The sequence below is a fragment of the Aeromonas sp. R10-2 genome (genome assembly GCF_040908445.1).
GTDB classification, from domain to species: Bacteria; Pseudomonadota; Gammaproteobacteria; order Enterobacterales; family Aeromonadaceae; genus Aeromonas; species Aeromonas veronii.
Window position 1 is genome coordinate 31010 of record NZ_JBFODS010000033.1, and the last position, 18900, is coordinate 49909.

Sequence of the window (18900 nt, forward strand, 5' to 3'; positions counted from 1 at the left end):
ACAGAGTGTAAACGTTTTCATTTTGTCGTCATGATCACAGAAGAAATGACAACAAACTGATTACATTGATTGGCGCTTGCTCAATTGCTCGCCACCCTACAACACAGATAGACACATCGGAGCACACATAATGAAAAAACTGACCACAGTTGCCGCCCTGCTGATGGGCATGATGGCTGGAGCCAATGCCCAGGCTGACACTCGTATCGGGGTAACCGTCTACAAATACGACGACAACTTCATGGCGGTCGTGCGCAAGGCCATCGAGAAGGAGGCGTCAGCCACTCCGGGGGTGGAGCTGCTGATGAACGACTCCCAGAACGACCAGTCCAAGCAGAACGACCAGATCGACGTGCTGCTGGCCAAAGGGGTGAAGGCGCTGGCCATCAACCTGGTTGACCCGGCTGCGGCCCCGGTGGTGATCGAGAAAGCCCGTGGCGAAGATATCCCGGTGGTCTTCTACAACAAGGAGCCGAGCGCTACCGATCTGGCCAGCTACGACAAGGCCTACTACGTGGGCACCGACTCCAAGGAGTCAGGGATCATCCAGGGTCAGCTGATTGCCAAACACTGGAAAGCCCATCCGGAGTGGGATCTGAACAAGGATGGCGTGATCCAGTTCGTGCTGCTGAAAGGGGAGCCGGGCCACCCGGATGCCGAAGCGCGCACCTCCTACGTGGTCAAGACCCTGAACGATGGCGGCGTCAAGACTGAACAACTGCACATGGATACCGGTATGTGGGATACCGCCATGGCGAAAGACAAGATGGACGCCTGGATCTCAGGCCCCAACGCCAACAAGATCGAAGTGGTCATCGCCAACAACGACGGCATGGCAATGGGTGCAGTCGAGTCACTGAAAGCCCAGGGCAAGACTGCCATTCCGGTATTCGGCGTCGATGCGCTGCCGGAAGCGCTGGCCATGGTCAAGAGCGGTGCCATGGCGGGTACCGTGCTGAACGATGCGGCCAACCAGGCCAAAGCCACCTTCGAGCTGACCAAGAATCTGGCTGAAGGCAAACCGGCCGGTGAAGGCACCAAGTGGAATATCGTCGACAAGGTAGTACGTGTTGCCTACGTCGGTGTGGATAAAGACAACCTGTCCCAATTCGAGTAATTCCCTCCTCCAGGGCAAGGGAGATCCCCTTGCCCTTTTTTCAACCAGATGTGATGGCTGATATGACAACACAGCAACAATCAGAATGGCTGTTGGAGATGATTGACGTCAGTAAGAGCTTTCCCGGCGTCAAGGCACTCGATAATGTCAATTTACGGGTCCGTCCTCATTCTGTGCATGCGTTGATGGGCGAGAACGGAGCGGGAAAATCCACACTGCTCAAGTGCCTGTTCGGCATTTACGAGAAGGATCAGGGCAAGATCTTCTTCAAGGGGCAGGAGATCAACTTCACCTCCTCGAAAGAGGCGCTGGAAAATGGCGTCTCCATGGTGCATCAGGAGCTCAACCTGGTGCTGCAGCGTACCGTGATGGACAACATGTGGCTCGGCCGCTACCCCACCAAGGGGTGGTTTATCGACCACGGCAAGATGTATGACGACACCAAGCGCATATTCGATGAGCTGGATATCGACATCGACCCCAAGGTGAAGGTCGCGACCCTGTCGGTCTCCCAGATGCAGATGATCGAGATCGCCAAGGCGTTCTCCTACGACGCCAAGATCGTCATCATGGACGAACCCACCTCCTCGCTGACCGAGAAAGAGGTGAACCACCTCTTCAAGATCATCAACAAGTTGAAGGAGAAGGGGTGCGGCATCGTCTACATCTCTCACAAGATGGAAGAGATCTTCCAGCTCTGTGACGAGATCACTATATTGCGGGATGGCCAGTGGGTGGCAACCCAGCCGCTCAAGGGCATGACCATGGATCAGATCATCGGCATGATGGTCGGCCGTGAACTGACCCAGCGCTTCCCGGAAAAGACCAACCAGCCGAAAGAGGTGATCCTCGAGATCGAACACCTGACGGCGAAGAACCAGCCCTCTATTCAGGATGTGACCTTCAACCTGCACAAGGGGGAGATCCTCGGCATCGCCGGACTGGTGGGGGCCAAGCGCACCGACATCGTCGAGACCCTGTTCGGTATTCGTGATCGCAGTCAGGGCAGCATCAAGCTGCACGGCAAAGAGGTGGCCAACCACAACGCCCACGAAGCGATCCGCAACGGCTTTGCGCTGGTGACGGAAGAGCGCCGCTCCACCGGTATCTACTCCCGGCTCGATATCGCCTTCAACTCCCTGATCGCCAACATGGACAGCTACAAGGGCTCCATGGGGCTGCTCAGCGACAACAAGATGAAGAGCGATACCCAGTGGGTGATCGACTCCATGCGGGTCAAGACGCCGACCCAGCAGACCCAGATCGGTTCCCTCTCCGGGGGCAACCAGCAGAAGGTGATCATCGGTCGCTGGCTGCTGACCCAGCCGGAGATCCTGATGCTCGACGAGCCCACCCGCGGTATCGACGTCGGGGCCAAGTTCGAGATCTACCAGCTCATCCTGGAGCTGGCGAAGAAGGACAAAGGGATCATCATCATCTCGTCAGAGATGCCGGAACTGCTGGGGATTACCGACCGCATCATGGTGATGAGTAATGGCCGGGTCGCCGGGATCGTCAATACCAAAGAAACTGACCAGAGCGAGATACTGCGCCTGGCATCTCTGTACCTCTAGAGACAGGAAGACATTTATGGAGTCGGCTAAAAATTTCAATCTGATGCAGGCGCTCAAGGAAAACGCCATCTATCTGGTGCTGCTGGTGCTGCTCATGGTCATCGTGATCCAGGAGCCCTCCTTCCTGAGCCTCACCAACTTCAGCAACATCCTGACCCAGTCCTCGGTGCGGGTCATCATCGCGCTGGGGGTGGCGGGCATCATCATCACCCAGGGGACGGATCTCTCGGCCGGTCGTCAGGTCGGTCTGGCGGCACTCATCGCGGCAACCATGTTGCAGGCGCTGACCAACGTCAACAAGGTGTTCCCGACGCTGGGGGAGGTGCCCATTCCTGCGGTGATCCTGCTGGTGTGCGTGGTGGGGGCGCTGATTGGTCTGGTCAACGGTCTGATCGTCGCCTACCTGAACGTTACCCCGTTCATTACCACCCTGGGCACCATGATCATCGTGTACGGTATCAACTCCCTCTACTTTGACTCGGTAGGGGCTTCGCCGGTGGCCGGGTTTGACCCCCGCTTCTCCAGCTTCGCCCAAGGGTTTATCCGGATAGGAGGATTCAAGCTCTCCTATCTCACGTTCTATGCGGCCATCGCCAGCGTCTTTGTCTGGGTGCTGTGGAACAAGACCCGCTTTGGCAAAAACATCTTCGCCATCGGTGGCAACCCCGAGGCAGCCAAGGTCTCCGGCGTCAACGTGGCGGTCAATCTGGTGATGATCTATGCGCTGGCGGGGGTCTTCTACGCCTTCGGCGGCATGCTGGAAGCGGGCCGGATCGGTAGTGCCACCAACAACCTCGGCTTCATGTACGAGCTGGATGCCATCGCGGCGTGCGTGGTGGGCGGCGTGTCGTTTGCCGGCGGGGTGGGAACGGTCGCGGGTGTGATTACCGGCGTACTTATCTTCACCCTGATCAACTATGGTTTGACCTATATCGGGGTCAGCCCTTACTGGCAGTTCATCATCAAGGGCGGTATCATCATTCTGGCGGTGGCCCTGGACTCCATGAAGTACGCCAAGAAGAAATAACGATTGGCAGAGAGGGTTGGCGTTGTCAGCCCTCTCTTCTGGAGGGAACCCATGCCATTCAAGGTCAAGATTTACCTCTTGCTGCTACTGGCCATTCTGGTCACCATCGGCACTGCCGGGCTCAGCGTCAACCACTTCATCAGTGGCTATATTCGCACTCAGGCCACCCACAACATCAACGAGCAGATCACCCTGGTCAAAGAGAAGCTGGCCAGCGACATTAATCAGAAAATCCTGTTGGCCGCCAACCTCAACTTCGGGGTGACCAACGTCAAGAAGACCCTGCAAGAGACCGGCTTTCACAACATCGTCAAGGTGATCGGCGACATGGCCTTCGACGTGAGCGGGGTCATCAACGACAACGCCAAAGTTGATGCCCTGCGCAAGCTGATCCCCGCCGCCAACAACCAGATCACCGTCAGCCCGCTGCAACAGGTGGATGGCAAGCCGGTCATCACCATTCTGGTGCCGCGCGGTGCCGATTCCGCCTATCTCTACTACCTCGACATGAGTGAGTTCAAAAGCCTGCTTGAGAAGATGAGTGGCGATGGCCGCTACTTCACGCTGGCCGACAGTCAGGGCAACAGCCTCTATGACAGCAAGCCGCAGGGGGAGAGCGAAGCGCGTCCCAACCAGCTGGATATTCGTGGCAGCAGCTGGACGCTGACCGGCTACATCGACCTTGACTACATCCGGGCCATGACCCGGGCTCTCAACGGCCAGATCATCATGGCGCTGTGCGGCGTGGCGATCGTGGTGATGGTGCTGGCGATGCTGGCGCTCAATGTGGCCTATCGCCCCATCCTCTCGCTGCGGGATCTGGTGCTGGAGCTCTCCCGCGGCAGCGGCGATCTCACTCGCCGACTGGCGGTGACCAGCAAGGATGACCTTGGCCAGATCTCGGCCGGCATCAACCGCTTTATCGAGCGGTTGCAGGAGATGATGGGGGAGGTGCGACAGGCGAGCGGCCAGCTCAACAGCGGTATCGAGGGGCTGGCCAGTCAGACCGGTGCCGCCCAGTCCCTGCTGGCGGAACATGTACGCGAGACCGAGCAGGTGGTGACTGCCATCAACGAGATGAGCCGCACCGCGGTCTCCGTCTCCGAGAGTGCGGCCAGCACCGCCCAGCTCACCGGCCAGAGTCAGCAGCTGGCGAGCCAGTCCCGTCAGGTGGTGGATCAGGCGATGGCCAGCGTGATGGCGCTGGTGGACGAAGTGGAAGCCACTGCCCGCTCCATCGAGGCGATGCAGCAGGATGTGCAGCAGATTGGCTCCGTGCTGGGGGTGATCGGCAGCATTGCCGAACAGACCAACCTGCTGGCCCTCAACGCCGCCATCGAGGCGGCCCGCGCCGGTGAACAGGGTCGTGGCTTTGCGGTGGTGGCAGACGAAGTGCGTTCCCTCGCGGCCCGCACCCAGCAGAGCACTGCCGAGATCCAGACCATGCTGGCCAGTCTGCAGCGGGGCACCCGAACTGTGGTGGATGCCATGGGCAACACCAAGCAGAGCTGTCAGGGGGCGGCCGAGAACACCACCCGGGTCAACGAGTCGCTGGATCTGATGGCAGGGGAAGTAGTGGAGATCAACGATCTCATCAGCCATATCGCCACGGCGGCGGAGCAGCAGAGCGCGGTGGCCGAAGAGATCAACCGCAACATGAGCGCCATCGCCGAGGTGATCCGCCAGCTGACCCACAATGGCGAAGCGACGGTCGCCAGCTCCGCGGCGATGCAACAGACCTACGACCGGCTGCGGGAGATCGTGGGCCACTTCCGGCTGGAGTGAGGCCGGTGTTCAGTCAATAACAAAACAGGGCCATCCGGCCCTGTAGTTGTTTTCCCGTCTGCCTGAATCAACCGGCCTTGCGGCGCAGATAGACCCCGGCTTCCATGTGATGGGTCCAGGGGAACTGGTCGAACAGGGCGAAACGGGCGATCTCGTGGGTTTCGCCCAGCACGGCCATGTTGGCCTGCAGTGTCTCGGGGTTGCAGGAGATGTAGAGGATGTTGTCGTACTCCTGCACCAGCTTGACGGTGGCATCATCGAGACCGGCGCGGGGCGGGTCGACGAAGATGGTGTTGCACTGGTAGCTCTTGAGATCGACCCCCTTGAGGCGGTTGAACTCCCGCTCGCCACGCATCGCCATGGTGAACTCTTCGGCCGACATGCGAAGGATGATCAGGTTGTCGACGCCGTTGGCGGCGATGTTGAACTGGGCGGAGTCGACGCTCGGCTTGGCGATCTCGGTGGCCAGCACCTTGCGGAAGTTCTGCGCCAGCGCGATGGAGAAGTTGCCGTTGCCGCAATAGAGCTCCAGCAGGTCCCCTTCGCTCCCCTTGGTCACATCCAGCGCCCAGGCCAGCATCTGCTCGTTGATGGCGGCGTTGGGCTGGGTGAAGCTGTTCTCCACCTGTTTGTAGGTGAGCTGGCGACCCGCCACGTTGAGCTGTTCGATGACGAAGTCATCCCCCAGACAGATCTTCTGCTTGTGGGCGCGGCCAATCAATTGCAGCTCGAACCCCTTGGCGCGCAGATCGGCCTGCAGCACTTCGGCGGCTTGTTGCCATTCGGCCTCCAGCTTGCGGTGATAGAGCAGGCTGACAATGATCTGGCCGGACTGGGTGGAGAGGTAGTCAATCTGGAACAGCTTGCGGCGCAGCACCGGGTGTGGGCGCAGCCCCTCCAGCAGCAGCGGCATCAACTGGTTGATGAGGCGGCTGGCGGTGGGGAAGTGGTCTATCTTGATGATCTCTTTGGTCGCCGGGGCATACATGCAGTGGAAGAGGTCATCCCCTTCGTGCCAGATGCGAAATTCGGCGCGCATCCGGTAGTACTCCGCCGGTGAGCTGTGCACCTCCAGCGCGGGAGGGTTGAAGCTGGCAAACAGCCCGGTGAGGCGCCCGCGCTTTTCGTCGAGCTGGGCCTGATAGTCGGCCGGGGTTCTTGGCGCCGGAGCATCCGCAAAAGGCTGTTGGGACTGGGTCATAGATACCTCATGTGCACACCGGCCGGGCCGGGTCGAAATCGGGGGAAGGCAACAGGCCACCCAAAGGGGCCGATTTTAAAAGCCAGTCGCAGATTGTCCAGTATTTTGTGGTCAAGAAGTGTTCAGTCAGGCCGATAGCTGATCTACAGGCATGGTGGGAGGACACATTATGCAAATCGAAGGCGTGGGCGCAGCCCAACCCAAGGGAGTGGGTGTTTCTCCCAAATCGCCCCAACAGGCGGAGCAGAAACAGGTCAAGAGCGAGGAGGCGGTCTCCTTGCACAAGCCGCCCAAGTGGGCGCAGGTGCTGATCCAGCAGGCGTTGCAGTTCTCGCTGGAGATCAACGGCCAGGGCTATCAGGCGCCGAAGGTGAAAGAACCTGAGGAGATCACCCCGGAGACCCTGTTCGACTTCCAGTCGGTGGCTGACAACGTGCTGCAGTTTGTGACCGGGCGGCTTGGCGCCGCACGGGCTGATGGCAAATCTGACGACGACCTGACCGGAATGATGGAGCAGGCCCGCAAGGGGGTCGACAAGGGCTTTGACGAGGCGAAGAAGCAGCTCGGCAAGTGGGCGACTGACAACGACGATATCAAAACCGGTATCGATCAGAGCTACAAGCTGATCCAGAAAGGGCTCGAGGAGTTCGAGAAGGAGTTCTTCGGCAAGGTTTCCCCGACCGACATGGGGCAGGCCGAGATGGCCAGCCGCCAGCAGGGGTATCTGGAGATCCAGACCAAGGATGGCGACAAGGTGGTGCTGCGCTTCAACGACAGCTGGCAGACCAAGTCCCAGACCAGCGAGAGCGGCAGCCAGTTCAGCCTCAAGTCGAGCCAGAGCTTCAGCTTCTCGCTGGAGGGGGACCTCAGCAGCGACGAGATGGAGTCCATCGGCAAGCTGGTCAAGGGAATCGATGAGCTGGCGGGGAACTTCTTCTCCGGCAACTTCGAGGATCTGCTGGACAAGGCGGGCGAGCTGAAACTGGATGACAGCCAGCTGGCCTCCTACTCTCTCAAGCTCAAGCAGAGCGTCAAGCTGAGCCAGACCTATCAGGGGGCGCACTCCCTGCAGGATCTGATCAAGCCGTTTGCCGACTATCTGCCCAAGCTGGATCAGGTGCAGAAACAGGCGGATAGCCTGCTGCCAGCATCCCAGCAACAGGCGCTGACCCCGGCCGTGCTGGCCGCGAGAGGGGAAGGGGAACCGGCACAGGTCGATCGCTTCACCAGCTTCAACCAGCGGATGCTGGAGGCGCTGCGGATGATCAACCAGTTCCAGCCCTCCACCGAGCCCGCCAGTAAGAACGCCTGAGCCACAGCGCGTAACGCAAGTAATGACCTGCCGTTTGCCAGCCCTTCCCGGGGCTGGCAAACTGGCCTTTTCTCCAATCCGGTTGCCCCATGAACCCCAAGAAGCCAAGAGACAAGCGCGAGCTCTGCTACCCCTTTATCTTCGAAACCTCGCTCAAATGTGATTTTGAAATCGCCACCGACGAGCTCTGTTGTCAGGTTGGGGCCGTGCTGTCACACCTTGCGCCGGATGCCGATACCGAGCCCATGATGGCGGATCTCGCGGCGTTGCAGCGGCTTATCTACAACCTCAACGGCTCGGTGCGCGGCAAGCTGGGGATCTTCGATGCAGATCTTGAGTGGCTCAAGGCCCGTTACGACCACTACAACGAGGCGAGTCGCGGCAGCGTCACCGGTTTTGTGCTGCCACAGGGGCCACTGCCCATTCCCACCATCCATCTGTGCCGCTGCGGCAGCAAGAAGGTGGTGCGGCTGCTGGTCCGGTTGGAAGAGAGCGGGGTGGCCTTCGATCCCATTCTCTATCGCTTCGCTAACCTGCTGGCCAACTTCTTCTTCGTGCTCACCGTCTACCTCAAGCTGCGCTGGCAGGTGCCGGAAGTGCCCTACGTCAGCATCAATTACTGATGGCGGCTGGTTAGCGGCCAGACGTCATGGTGGATTGAACGGAATAAAAAACCGGAGCCTTGGGCTCCGGTTTTGTTTTTCAGCGCGTCAGTTGCCCGCTCAGCTGGAGATCAGCACCCGGGCCGAGTTGGCAGGGATGGTGAGCTGCACCTCGCCCTGCACCACCTCGAACTTCTCGCCATTGAAGGCGTCAGTGAAGCGGCTGGCAGGGCTGGCGGTCTGCCACAGGGGCAGGCTGATGGTGCGCGGCTCGCTCGGATGGCGGTTGCAGGCCACTACCACCTGATCGCTTTGCAGGGTACGGGCAAACACATAGCTGTGGGGGCCGGCATAGAGGGTCTGGATATCGCCACGGCGCAGGGAGGGGCGCTGGCGGCGGATCTGGATCAGCCGGCGATAGTGGTCGTGCAGCACGTGATCCCAGTCTGTGGTATCCCACGGGAAGCAGCGGCGGCAGTCCGGGTCGTTGCCGCCGGAGAGCCCCACTTCATCGCCATAGTAGATGGAGGGCACACCGATATAGGTGAGCAGCAGGGTGGCGGCCAGCTGCATCCGCTGCTTGTCTTCACCCAGCAGATGGAGGAAACGGGCGGTGTCGTGGCTGTCCAGCAGGTTGAACTGGGCCAGCTGGTTCTTGAACGGGATGTGGGCCCGCGCCAGTTTGAGCCAGCGATCCAGCTCTTCGGCGCTGATCTTGATGGGGTGGTAGGCGATATCCTGCCCCGCCAGGAAGGCGCGGATCGGGTGGGCGAAGCCATAGTAGTTCATGGCGCCATCCTCCTGATCCCCTTGCAGCCACTGGCTCGCCTCGAAGAAGTGTTCGCCGAGCACATAGGCGTCCGGGTTCTCCTGCTTCACTGCCCCGCGAATGGCGCGTACATGGCTGCGGTTGCCCTCGGCGGTGCCGCGCTCACCCAGCATGTGGATGACGTCAAAGCGCCAGCCATCGATCTGGTAGGGGGCGCGCATCCAGTAACGGAGGATGGCGTCGTCGGCCCGATAGACGGCGTCTTGCACCTTCTCGCAGGAGAAGTCGAGCTTGGGCAGGCTGCGAATGCCCTTCCAGCTGACGTAATCCCCTTCTTTATCAAAGGTGTAGAAGCTGCGCCACGGCGAATCCGGGTTGCTCTGGGCGCCCAGTGGCGGGCAGAACCAGGGGTGTTCAGTGGAGGTGTGGTTGACCACCGCATCGAGAATGATCTTCATGCCGCGCTGGTGCAGGTTGCGGGTCAGCTCGGCGAACTGCTCGTTGCTGCCGAGGTGGGCGTCCACCTTGAAGTAGTCCTGGGTGTCGTACTTGTGGTTGCTCGGGGAATCGAAGATGGGGTTGAGGTAGAGCGCCGTCACCCCGAGAGATTGCAGGTAGTGGAGCTTGGCATCGATCCCCGCCAGATCGCCACCGTAAAACTCGCAGGCGCCGTGACCCTCTTCGTGGCGGCTGACCGGCTCGCCCCACGCCTTGCTGATCACCGCTTTGCCGCGATATTCGTACTCGTGATGCTTGACGCTCAGCGACGGGTCGCCGTTGCAGAAACGGTCGGGGAAGATCTGGTAGAACACCTGATCCTGCACCCAGGCCGGTGGCTGGTGCAGGCTGTTGAAGCGAAAATGCTGTTCCCGTGGCGGCATGGACGCGCTGACGCCCGCCCCGTGCAGCCACCACTGCTCCTCGTCGGTGAGGCACTTGAAGCTGTAGAGGTGGATATCCTGTCCCTTGATGAGCGGCAGGGTCGCCTGCCACACCTGCAGCCGATCGCGGGTGGAGACCGCCGTCATCGGGATCAGGTACTCCTCGTTATCCGGCTCGTGGCGCAGCCACACCTCGCGGATCGGCGCATCCAGCTCGCTAAAAAGGGTCAATTGCAGTGCGTCGGCGCTCTCTTTGAACCAGGGCGCCACCTGGGGATGAAACAGAAACGGATGGGTCATGATGCTTATTGAGTCAGAAGATCGGCGAGGGCATTACCCTGTTCATGCAGTGTTTCGAGCTGGCCTGCCAGCGACTTGGGATCCAGTCCCAACTGGTCGGCGAGCGGTTTGGGGAAGCGGGCGATAATGGCCTGGGCAGGCACGCCCGCGTTCCAGGCGAAGGAGATAAACACGGCGAGGCGGATCAGCACCGCCTCCTTGCTGACCGGATCGTGGGAGAGCGGGTCAAGCTGTTGGGAGATGGCATCGACGAAGGCCTCGGAGAGGTTCCAGCGTCGCGCCAGCTCGGCGCCGAGCTGGGCATAGTCGTAGCCCAGCATCTCCCGCTGGGCCTCGACCCGGCTGCTGCCGTTCTGGATCGCCATGTTGATGAGCTCGGCCTCTTCCGGCAAGGTGCTCTGGATAAGCAGTTCGCCGATGTTGTGGATCAGAGCGCAGGTGAAGGCGGTCTCGGGATCCATCACCTTGGCCTCTTGGGCCAGGGTTTTGGCTATGGTGGCGACCTGGAAGGTCTCGGTCCAGAACTTGTTCTTGTCGAAGCTGGGCGGGGCCTTGAAGGTGCCGATGATGCCGGAGGCGACCACCACGGAGCGCAGCCGGTTGAAGCCGAGCCGGATCACCGCCTGTTCAATAGAAGTCACTTCGTTGCCCCGGCGCAGGGCGGCCGAGTTGGCCATCCGCAGCACTTTGACGCTGATCACCTGATCCATGGCGATCTTGGCCGCAATCTCGTCGATGCGGGCATTCTCGTCGTTGAAGCTCTGCATCAACTCGTGCAGCAGCTTGGGAATAGTGGGGAGTTGTTTGATCTTGTCAAACAGGCGATCCATCGACATGGCTGAGGCAGCCTCCATTGCGAACTCTGCCTCATATTGTGCCACAGCCGGACAACATGTTCCTGTTTGTGATGCGGCTTTGTGAGCGCTAGAACACCCAGTCGCGCAAGGTGTATTCCAAACGGTGCTGTTTGCCCTGCAGGATCAGGTTCTGACTGGTGCCGCTCAAGGTCGCCCCCTCGGTAAGGGTGGTCAGTACAGCCTGTTCGATAGTGTCGAGCGGTGGCATGCAGGCCATTTCGGTGCTGCCCAGACTGGTGACCCACAGTTTGTCATCTTCCAGATGGCCCTGACCGAAGTAGCGGTTGCAACCGGCGATGCCGTTGACAGTGAAGTGCTCGCCGATCTCGAAATCGGGGGGATTGTCGCGGGGGGCCTCAATCGGTTGGCCATCCAGTTTGCTCAGTACCCAGTGGTGGTGTTGCAGATCTTGCTGAACAAAGGCGGTCGAGCTGCAGCCAGCGAGCAGTAACAGGGGGATCAGCAAAAAGGGCAATCTGGGCATGAGGGGGCTCCGGTTGGGGGAGCGTCAAGAATACCCTTTTTGGGCTGTCGGGAGCAGGGCGGGAGAGGGGACGACCGACCGCTTCTGTCGCCCCTTGTCCCGCACGACTGTCGCTTAATGGCAACACACGGGTGATGTTGCCATCGATTTACGCTATCTCAGGGCTCAGTTGGCGAACAGCCGCTCGGCATAACGGGCAAGACCGGCAGCCACCGAGCCAAAGTCATCGCCACCCTCAAGCGGGATGGAGGGGAGCTTCTGGCGGATAAAGCTGGCGATCAGCGGCGAGCGGGCGCTACCGCCAGTGACGAAGATGCGATCCGGCTGCACACCGGCAGCGGCAATCGCTTCGTCCATCAGCTCGCCAATCTTCTCCAGCAGCAGGGCCGAGGCGTTGGCCAGCTGTTCGCGGGTCAGCTCCGCTTCCAACCCTTTTTCCAGCTCGGCCAGCGACTGGCGATTGAGTTCCTGCTCCGAGAGGGCGATCTTGCCCTGCTCGGCACGCCACACCAGCTGGTGGCTCAGCTTGTGGGCCCGCAGGCTGGCCAGACGCCCCAGCTTGCTGCCAGGCTGGCTGTCGAGCTGCAGATCCTGCAGCTGGCGGGCGGTGTCGAGGCTGTAGAAGCGGCTCTGGGCGCTGACGTCGTTGATGGCGGCCGCATCCCAGAACAGCGGGTGGGGCAGCGGCTTGCCGGTCTTGAGGGTCTCGTGCATGCCGAGCAGCGGCATCATCCCTTCCACCGTCAGGCGGATATCGAAGTCGTTGCCGCCGATCCGCTGGCCGCTGTGGCCGAGCAGATCGCCGCTGCGATCCAGCTGATCGCGGTAGCTGGGGCCCATCCGCAGCATGGAGCAGTCGGTGGTACCGCCACCGATATCCACCACCAGCACCACGGCGTCTTCGGTGAGGCGCGCCTCGAATTCAAACCCGGCGGCCACCGGTTCATAGAGGAACTCCACCTTTTCGAAACCGGCCAGACGGGCCGCCTCGGTCAGGATGGCGATAGCTTGCTGGTTGCTCTCTTCCCCCGCCAGCCCCTGGAAGTTGACCGGTCGGCCGATCACCGCCTGGCGGATCGGGGCGCCGAGCTGCTGCTCCGCCTGCTGGTGGACGTGGAGCATCATGGCGCAGACGATGTCTTCAAACAGGGCGATCTGGGGGGCCTTGAGGCCATAAGCGCCGAGGAAGGATTTCGGCGATTTGATGTAGTAGCCGTCGTCCGGCTCTTCCAGATAGCGCTCCAGCGCGGCACCGCCAAAGCTCAGCTCGTCGATCAGTCCCTCTTCGCGCATCTGGCGGCGAACCATCTGGGCGCGGGTGACCACGGGGCCACGCAGCTTGAGGTACTCCGCCTGCTGGGCGGGGGCCAGCCCTTCGGCCAGCAGACCGGCGATAGCATCCCGGTGGGGGGCATGCAGGGTGGAGGGGAGATAGCGGGATGCGCCAAGATTCAGCAGCCTGGGGCTACCTTGTTCCATCACGGCCACGGCACAGTTGGAGGTGCCGTAATCAAATCCGATAAACATGGGCGCCAGACTCCTGAATAAAAAAGGGGGGCTAGCCTACCCGAAGGCGCCGGGTCTCACAACCCGGCGCGTGACGAAGAGAGGGCTAGCCCTTATTCCACTTCGTTGTCGCAGCGGCCCTGGCTCTCGATGGCGCGGATATTACCGAGGGTGGTATCTGCGATGGCGTGCAGCGCCTCGCGGGTCAGGAACGCCTGATGGCCGGTGAACAGCACGTTGTGGCAGGCGGACAGACGGCGGAACACGTCATCGGTGATCACCTCGTTGGACTTGTCGGAGAAGAAGAGATCCTCTTCCTCTTCGTAGACGTCCAGCCCCAGCGCACCGATACGGGAGGTTTTGAGTGCCTCGATGGCGGCGTTGGAGTCGAGCAGGCCGCCACGGCTGGTGTTGATGATCATCACCCCGTCCTTCATCTTGGCAAATGCCTCCTTGTTCAACAGGTGGTAGTTCTCTTTGAACAGCGGGCAGTGCAGGCTGATGATGTCGGATTGGCGGAACAGGGTATCGAGATCAACGTACTCGGCACCCAGCTCGATGGCTGCCGGATTCTGGTAAGGATCGTTGACCAGCAGGCGAACCCCGAAGCCCTTGAGGATGCGCAGGGCGGCCAGACCGATCTTGCCGGTGCCGATGACGCCAACGGTCTTGCCATGCATGTTGAAGCCGACCAGCCCTTCCAGCGAGAAGTTGGCGTCGCGGGTGCGCTGATAAGCCTTATGGATGCGGCGGTTGAGGCACATCATCATGCCGACAGCATGCTCGGCGGTCGCCTCGGGGGAGTAGGCGGGCACCCGCACCACTTTCAGCCCCAGCTCTTTGGCGGCGGCCAGATCCACGTTGTTGTAACCGGCGCAGCGCAGGGCAATCACCTGGGTGCCGTTGGCAGCCAGTTCGGTCAATACCTCGCGGTCGGCATCGTCATTGACGAACAGACACACCACCGGGAAGCCGTGAGCCAGTCGGGCCGTTTTGGCCTCCAGCCGCACATCGAAAAACTCCAGATCGAAGCCGTACTGGCTGTTGGCCTGGTTGAAATGCTCTTTGTCATAGCTCTTGGTACTGAATACGGCGACTTTCATGGTATGTGCTCCGCAGCGTGTGTGTCGTCAAATTACAACAAAATGGGTCAGCTATCACCGGACAAACCGGCTGGTTATTGTCCCCACGGCATGATGGGAACGGCGCTGACTGCACTCTTGTACGAACCATCCACCAGTTTGGTGCTGTAGGTCAGGTAAACCAGTGCATTGCGTTTCTTGTCGTAAAAACGCACCACTTTCTGCTCCTTGAACACCAGCGAGGTGCTGACATCGAACACCTCTTCCCCCGCCTTCAGCTTTTCGGGCAGGGTGATGGGGCCGATCTGGTGGCACGACAGGGAGGCGTGGGAGGGATCTTCCGCCAGTCCCAGCCCGCCTTTGACTCCACCTGTCTTGGGGCGCGCCAGATAGCAAGCGACGCCGTCGATGCGTGGGTCGTCGAACGCCTCCACCAGGATCTTGTGGTTGGGGCCAAACAGCTTGAAGGCGGTGCTCACTTCACCGACCGGGTCGGCCTTGTCGGCCAGCGCCGGGCCGGCAAACAAGGCCCCCAGCAGCAGGGGCAGGGCGCGGCGCAGGGCATTATGTCGCGTGTGGTTATGTGTCATGGTCTCTCCTGTTGGCCCGGCACTCCTCAATAGGGAATGCCCAGGCGACGATAGAGGCTGGCAAGCACCCAGGCGGGGCCTATCAGCAGAAATTGCAGGTCGGCGAGGAAGGAGGGGCGCTTGCCCTCGATCTTGTGGCCGACAAACTGGGCTATCCAGAGCAGCACGAACGCCGCCACCGAGGGCCACAACAGCGGCCCCTGCCATTGGTGGCAGAAGGCCAGCCCGAGCGCGGTCAGCACCGCCATCCCCGCGAACAGCGAAAACGACAGCTGCAGATAGAACAGCAGCACCGGAATGGCTGCCACTGCCGCCCAGTTGAGGGGCTCTGGCAAGGGCCCGTGTGGCAGACACCAGAGCAGCGCCAGCGAGCAGAGATAGATGCCCGGCACCGCCAGTTTGTGGATGGCGACGTTTGTCGGATGGCGATGGCTCTGGCCGTACTGCGCAAACCACTCCTGGATTCCCTTCATGGCACCTCCCTGGCGCACTGTGTTCTCGCTGCCTGACCTTCGTGGTCAGGCGCTCGGGATGCTTATCCCTGCGGTGGATACTCCCAATATTGGGCCGGAATGGATTTTAGCAACGGGGTCATATCCGGATTGGGCAGGGCGATGGTGACCCGCTGATCGAGGTTGGCGCTGGCGAGCGCTTCGCGGATCTTGGGGTTGTCATTGAAGAACTTCATAAAGCTGCCATCGGCATAGGCCCGCTCCAGCCCGGTCTGAATCGCCTTGGCCAGCTTGGGGTATTCGGGGCTGACGAAGAAGAACTGGGCGAAGGGGTAACGGATCAGCAGATGCTGCTCGATGGCGAGGTTGGGATACTGCGCCACAAGCTCGCTGCGCTCGGCGAAGATCTCCACCAGGGCGCGCGGGAAGAAGTCGATCTTGTCGCCGTCGTTGATAAGGCGAAACAGACTGCTGTATCGGCCGGAGAAGGTCGGGATGCCCGCATTGTCCAGAATTTTGTTATCGGCCCAACCGACCCCTTGCGCCGCCTTAAGCTGTTTGAGGTCGGCCAGGGTATTGATCTGGTTGAACTTCTCCTGAGCGTCCGCGTGGATGAACGACAACCGCAATCCTTCCAGCCCGCGAAACAGCGGAATGGGGACGGCAATCAGGGAGGATTCGAGCTCGCTGGAGGTGCCCATCCAGAAGACGTTGATGGTCTTGCCCTTGCTCAGCTGCTGCTGGAGGGTGAACTGGTTGAGGTCGAGTTCGACAGGCTGGATGCGAAAGGGTTGCCCGGAGCGGGTCAGGGCCAGTTCCAGCAGCTTGTACTGGTACTCCTGGTCAAGATTGTTGACGGGACGGCTGGGGACCTTGACCGTCAGAACCTGTGCTTGTGCCAGCAGTGGCAGGCACAAACACAGCTTGATGAGCCATTTCACTCTCTGTTCTCCTGTAGATTCCGGAAGGTGTCCGGAGTCTAACAGAACTTGTCACCATCTTGCTGCGAGGCGTTGTGCAAGGTTTGAGCGTAGGGCCCTGTCTTGCTGGCGTCTGTTGCACCAGAATGGTGACGGTTCTTCGAAGAATCAGGCGACGCGACGGAACACGTGGGTATCGTTAAATTCCTTGGTGCTCTGGCATTCGACGCAGAAACGGGATTCCGGACGGGCATGCAGCCGCTTGAGGGAGATCTCGTCACCGCAAGATTCGCAGTAACCAAAATCCCCTTCGCTGATGCGCTTCAATGCGCCCCGCAGCTTGCGCAGGTGCAGCTTGTCGTGCTCGATGCGGTTCAGCTCCAGACGGCGGGCTTCCTCGATACTGGCACGGTCAATTTCATCAGCCATCTCGTTGGTGTCGGTGGCGATGGCCTGGCTGGCCTGGGAGTTCAGGCGCTCTTCGAGCTCGACGATCTGTCGCTCGATCTGCCCCTTGTAAAAGGCCAGTTGGTCTTCAGTCATGAAATCACACATACGATTAACTACCAGTCAGTTTACTAACCCAATTATCCCTGTTTATGGGGGCTGTCTGCCTACAGACCAAGCCCTTGTATCCCGATTTGCACCTGTTTCATGCAAGAGAGTGCAAATCAGGGCGGGCCTTGTACCAAAAAAATGCAGCCAAGCAAAGCAAATAGGATAAGGATTGTGCGCCCTTGCAAAAAAATGGTCCGTTCCTGCGGGGGATTGGTCGGGATCTGGCGCCTGCTTCACCCTCTGTTGGCATCGCCTTTGCAACGATGAGAAGGGTGGGCTTCGTACGGATTTGAGTGTTTAGTATTTGGTGCCGCTTTGGTCATTATATACGCCGTTATTTATAGTTTTTTAAACACGCCCGCTTGACATTGCCCTTGATGGCGGGCTTTTATGGTGATGTTGATTACAATTTTATAACAAGGGTGTTCCATATATTAGACACCCTTGCCAATGGCAACCGTAAAGTCGGGGTTTAACATGGACAGTATCAAAGGCTGGATGGAGAGCAATCGCATCACGGAGGTGGAGTGCCTGTTCCCGGATTTCACCGGCAACGCCCGGGGCAAGATCATCCCAGCCAACAAGTTTTTGCGTGAAGGGGGCATGCGTCTGCCCGAGGTGATTTTCACCCAGACGGTGACCGGCGAATATCCGGATGACGACAGCATGATCGACCCGCTGGAGCGGGACATGCAGCTCTATCCCGACCCCAACACCATCCGTTTTGTCCCCTGGGCGCTGGAGCCCACTGCACAGGTGATCCACGACTGTTTCGACGTCAACGGCAAGCTGATCGACATCGCGCCGCGCTCCGTGCTGCGTCGGGTTCTGTCATTTTACGAGAAGCAGGGCTGGAAGCCGGTGGTGGCGCCCGAGCTGGAATTCTATCTGGTCACCCGCAACGAAGACCCCGATTATCCGCTGGTGCCGCCGGTGGGTCGCAACGGCCGCCCTGAGACCGCCCGCCAATCGTTCAGTATCGATGCGGTCAACGAGTTCGACCCCATCTTTGAAGACATGTATGACTACTGCGAGGCGCAGGAGCTGGAGGTGGACACCCTGATCCACGAGTCGGGCGCCGCCCAGATGGAGATCAACTTCCTGCACGGGGATGCCATCGATCTGGCGGATCAGGTGTTCCTGTTCAAGCGCACCATGCGTGAGGCCGCTCACCGCCACGGCATCTATGCCACCTTCATGGCCAAGCCGATGAGTGACGAACCGGGGTCGGCCATGCACATCCACCAGAGTCTGGAAGATGTGAACGGCCACAACCTGTTCGGCACTCCGAATGGCGGCAATAGCGAACAGTTCATGCACTTTATCGCCGGTCTGCAGAAATACACCCCGGCGGTGACCGCCCTGCTGGCCCCCAACGTCAACTCCTACCGCCGCCTCACCTTTGGCGAGAGCGCGCCGCGCAACGTCCAGTGGGGGGTTGAGAACCGTACCTGCGGCCTGCGGGTGCCCTTCTCCGACCCGAGCGCGCGGCGGGTGGAGAACCGCTTCGCCGGTGCCGATGCCAACCCCTATCTGGCACTGGCCGCCACTCTGGCTTGTGGCTATCTCGGCATGATGGAGAAGCTGGAACCGCTGCCGGAGATGAAGTCGAGCGCCTATGACCTGCCCTACAGCCTGCCCCGCTCGCTGGAAGAGGCGCTCAGCCATCTCGAACAGTGCGAGCCCATCAAGGAGATGCTGGGGGAGCGCTTCACCCGCGCCTTCGTCGCGGTCAAACGCAAAGAGTACGAGACCTACTTCGGGGTGATCAGTCGCTGGGAGCGGGAGTTCCTGCTGCTGAACGTCTGATCCCCCTGTAACGGGGAGGCCGGAGTCGGCCTCCCCGATCCCTGTATCGAAGAGACCGGAACGCGAGTCAGGTG

The 18900-nt window shown here is 60.3% G+C and carries 17 protein-coding genes; 7 read left to right on the plus strand and 10 right to left on the minus strand.

Annotated features, from left to right (window positions below; genetic code table 11):
* Positions 1 to 130: 130 nt before the first annotated feature.
* From mglB to AB5Y97_RS07405, 4 genes are read left to right on the plus strand one after another with little or no spacing between them, the layout of a single operon-like run.
* On the plus strand, positions 131 to 1117 hold the full coding sequence (gene mglB, locus AB5Y97_RS07390) for a galactose/glucose ABC transporter substrate-binding protein MglB (protein WP_101530431.1): 987 nt from the start codon (positions 131 to 133) through the stop codon (positions 1115 to 1117).
* Positions 1118 to 1170: 53 nt separating this feature from the next.
* On the plus strand, positions 1171 to 2691 hold the full coding sequence (gene mglA / locus AB5Y97_RS07395) for a galactose/methyl galactoside ABC transporter ATP-binding protein MglA (RefSeq protein ID WP_041234376.1): 1521 nt from the start codon (positions 1171 to 1173) through the stop codon (positions 2689 to 2691).
* Between the two features lie 16 nt (positions 2692 to 2707).
* Positions 2708 to 3718, plus strand: coding sequence for a galactose/methyl galactoside ABC transporter permease MglC (gene mglC, locus AB5Y97_RS07400; RefSeq protein ID WP_005342585.1), 1011 nt, complete (start codon positions 2708 to 2710; stop codon positions 3716 to 3718).
* A 51-nt stretch (positions 3719 to 3769) separates the two neighbouring features.
* Positions 3770 to 5503: a methyl-accepting chemotaxis protein gene (locus AB5Y97_RS07405; protein ID WP_335843736.1), complete on the plus strand. Its 1734-nt coding sequence runs from the start codon at positions 3770 to 3772 to the stop codon at positions 5501 to 5503.
* Between the two features lie 67 nt (positions 5504 to 5570).
* Here the strand turns inward: AB5Y97_RS07405 and trmA are convergent, their stop codons facing one another.
* The gene (gene trmA / locus AB5Y97_RS07410) at positions 5571 to 6704 is read right to left on the minus strand and encodes a tRNA (uridine(54)-C5)-methyltransferase TrmA (RefSeq protein ID WP_368157465.1); all 1134 of its coding nucleotides are present in this window, start codon (positions 6702 to 6704) and stop codon (positions 5571 to 5573) included.
* Between the two features lie 169 nt (positions 6705 to 6873).
* On the opposite strand from trmA, the gene AB5Y97_RS07415 reads away from it, so the two are divergent.
* Both AB5Y97_RS07415 and AB5Y97_RS07420 read left to right on the plus strand, forming a co-directional pair.
* On the plus strand, positions 6874 to 8016 hold the full coding sequence (locus AB5Y97_RS07415) for a DUF5610 domain-containing protein (RefSeq protein WP_335843738.1): 1143 nt from the start codon (positions 6874 to 6876) through the stop codon (positions 8014 to 8016).
* A gap of 89 nt (positions 8017 to 8105) precedes the next feature.
* The gene (locus AB5Y97_RS07420) at positions 8106 to 8639 is read left to right on the plus strand and encodes an ATP--cob(I)alamin adenosyltransferase (protein ID WP_335843739.1); all 534 of its coding nucleotides are present in this window, start codon (positions 8106 to 8108) and stop codon (positions 8637 to 8639) included.
* Positions 8640 to 8738: 99 nt separating this feature from the next.
* On the opposite strand, the gene malZ is transcribed toward AB5Y97_RS07420, so the two are convergent.
* The 9 genes from malZ to AB5Y97_RS07465 form a co-directional block, all read right to left on the minus strand.
* Positions 8739 to 10568 (minus strand): maltodextrin glucosidase, encoded by a 1830-nt coding sequence (gene malZ / locus AB5Y97_RS07425; protein WP_005356962.1) that lies wholly within the window; start codon positions 10566 to 10568, stop codon positions 8739 to 8741.
* Between the two features lie 5 nt (positions 10569 to 10573).
* Positions 10574 to 11422: an HDOD domain-containing protein gene (locus AB5Y97_RS07430; RefSeq protein WP_064341032.1), complete on the minus strand. Its 849-nt coding sequence runs from the start codon at positions 11420 to 11422 to the stop codon at positions 10574 to 10576.
* 70 nt (positions 11423 to 11492) lie between these two features.
* Positions 11493 to 11909, minus strand: coding sequence for an META domain-containing protein (locus tag AB5Y97_RS07435; RefSeq protein WP_064339147.1), 417 nt, complete (start codon positions 11907 to 11909; stop codon positions 11493 to 11495).
* Positions 11910 to 12074: 165 nt separating this feature from the next.
* Positions 12075 to 13436, minus strand: a complete 1362-nt coding sequence (gene yegD, locus AB5Y97_RS07440; RefSeq protein ID WP_201909297.1) for a molecular chaperone — start codon at positions 13434 to 13436, stop codon at positions 12075 to 12077.
* A gap of 92 nt (positions 13437 to 13528) precedes the next feature.
* Positions 13529 to 14518: a 2-hydroxyacid dehydrogenase gene (locus AB5Y97_RS07445; protein ID WP_005340720.1), complete on the minus strand. Its 990-nt coding sequence runs from the start codon at positions 14516 to 14518 to the stop codon at positions 13529 to 13531.
* A 74-nt stretch (positions 14519 to 14592) separates the two neighbouring features.
* Entirely contained in the window at positions 14593 to 15087 is a 495-nt protein-coding gene (locus tag AB5Y97_RS07450) for a CreA family protein (RefSeq protein WP_005355485.1), read from the minus strand.
* Between the two features lie 26 nt (positions 15088 to 15113).
* Positions 15114 to 15560: an Mpo1-like protein gene (locus AB5Y97_RS07455; RefSeq protein ID WP_110304277.1), complete on the minus strand. Its 447-nt coding sequence runs from the start codon at positions 15558 to 15560 to the stop codon at positions 15114 to 15116.
* A gap of 62 nt (positions 15561 to 15622) precedes the next feature.
* A complete protein-coding gene (locus tag AB5Y97_RS07460; RefSeq protein ID WP_201947694.1) occupies positions 15623 to 16480 on the minus strand; it encodes a hypothetical protein in 858 nt (285 codons plus the stop codon).
* Positions 16481 to 16627: 147 nt separating this feature from the next.
* Positions 16628 to 17014, minus strand: coding sequence for a TraR/DksA C4-type zinc finger protein (locus tag AB5Y97_RS07465; protein ID WP_005356952.1), 387 nt, complete (start codon positions 17012 to 17014; stop codon positions 16628 to 16630).
* 480 nt (positions 17015 to 17494) lie between these two features.
* On the opposite strand from AB5Y97_RS07465, the gene AB5Y97_RS07470 reads away from it, so the two are divergent.
* A complete protein-coding gene (locus AB5Y97_RS07470; RefSeq protein WP_013723370.1) occupies positions 17495 to 18826 on the plus strand; it encodes a glutamine synthetase family protein in 1332 nt (443 codons plus the stop codon).
* Positions 18827 to 18900: the final 74 nt, after the last annotated feature.